Genomic DNA, 1,673 nt, shown 5'->3' on the forward strand with positions numbered 1-1,673 from the left:
GTTGACAATGTACAATCGCCATGCACCCGACGCTGAATGCACCTCTGTGTTGACTGATGATGAATGGAAAGCACTTTAGTGTATAACTCATAAGACAACCGCTTTGCCAAACAAATTACCCACCGTTTGTCAAGTCACCGTTTGGATTGCAAAACTCGGTGGCTTTTTAGCACGAAAATCTGACCGACCACCGGGGGTGACTGTCATCTGGCGAGGGTGGCAACGGTTGAATGATATTTCCGACGCATTTACCCTGCTACACAGCACCTGACCCAACCAATTAACACTGATGAAAAAACCACCCACAGACTTATGGGTAATAGTAAGGGTCTATCGGGGGGTGCCCCTACGAATCCTGCTGGCATTTGGAGGCCTACTCAAAAATCTGAAATTCACCGTTTTCGACAATCTGTACAATCGGATCATAAACCGCATCCCCGACGGCATTAAAAGAAAACGCCCCTAGAACAGTGTCAAAATTTTTGGTGTTCACTAGTGCATCTCGAATCGCAGTTGGATCAGTAGATTGGGCTTCCGCGATCGCTGCAACGACGATATAGACAGCAGCGTACGATTGCGCGGTCCAAGCGTTCGGCTCACTCGCATACGCTGCTCGGTACTTCTGGACGAAGGCTTGATTTCCCGGTGTATCAGCCGTATTTATCCAACCTGCAAAGGAGATTGTACCTTCAGCGGCAGCTCCTGCGTTTTCCACATCGTTTATCAGGCTAGTGATAAAGGGAACGGTGGTAGGAATCCCAAGCTGGCGTCCTTGAATCAAAATCCCAGTCTGCTCCGGAAGTTGAGCCGCGATAAAGATGGTTTCGGGATTTGCCGCTTTTATCCGAGTCAATTGATCAGAAAAATCGATATTGTCGTTTTGGGGGATTCCTGTGCTTTGGAAGGTTTCCGTGGTCAGAATTTCGACACCGATCTCAGTAAGCGCGTCCCTGAACTTTTCATAGCTATCTATGGAGTAAGAATCAGTTTCATCATATATGATTGCTACCCGTTGATAACCGAGTTTCGCGTGTGTTGCCCTGACACCACCGGGGAGCAGGATATCTGTAGTGAGTCCGGCGCGGAAGATAAAATCGCCAAGTGCACTTAGACCTGTGGCATTTGAAGAGGAGCTGAAAGCCACAACCTCGTTCTGTGCCGCAATTGGAAACGCCGCTTCCGCTTGACCTGAAGTTGTGGGGCCAAAGATAACAGGCACGCCTGCTTGAATCAGTTCATTATACGCTTCAACGGCACCCTCAATGGTGCTCTGATCGTCCACGTCGATGAACTTGAGGCTTAGATCGCCGAGTTGTGAGTTATTTATCTCCTCAAGAGCCAGTTCAAAGCCACGTCGTATCGGTAGGGCAAAATCGGCAAGCCGTCCGGTCGCAGGATAGACCAGACCGATGGGAATCTCTACGCTCACATCTTCCCTATCAGGTGGAGTGGGGAGGAGAAGTTGCTGAACTTGGTCACAGGCGGAAACTCCTACAATCAGTGCGACAATCGTCAAGACAAACGCAAATTTGGCAACTCTACTTCTATTCAATTTGAATCTCCTTATTTTTTGTTTCTTGGGTTATACTTTATCTAACTCCACTTTAGCCCTAAAACCGCGTCTTTTAAGGCGGGGATACAGGGACGCTTTAGCATAGTTTTTTCAAGACTTT

Annotated in this window: 1 protein-coding gene and 1 pseudogene; one reads left to right on the forward strand and one right to left on the reverse strand. The window is 48.1% G+C overall.

All coding sequences use genetic code 11. The annotated features are described in order from the left end of the window. Window positions 1–271, forward strand: a pseudogene (locus J4G02_16135) (transposase). A gap of 102 nt (window positions 272–373) precedes the next feature. Here J4G02_16135 and J4G02_16140 read toward each other — a convergent pair. Next, window positions 374–1,552, reverse strand: a complete 1,179-nt coding sequence (locus J4G02_16140) for an ABC transporter substrate-binding protein (GenBank protein ID MCE2396091.1) — start codon at window positions 1,550–1,552, stop codon at window positions 374–376. Window positions 1,553–1,673: the final 121 nt, after the last annotated feature.

The organism is Candidatus Poribacteria bacterium (assembly GCA_021295755.1).
Classification (GTDB): Bacteria; Poribacteria; WGA-4E; order WGA-4E; family PCPOR2b; genus PCPOR2b.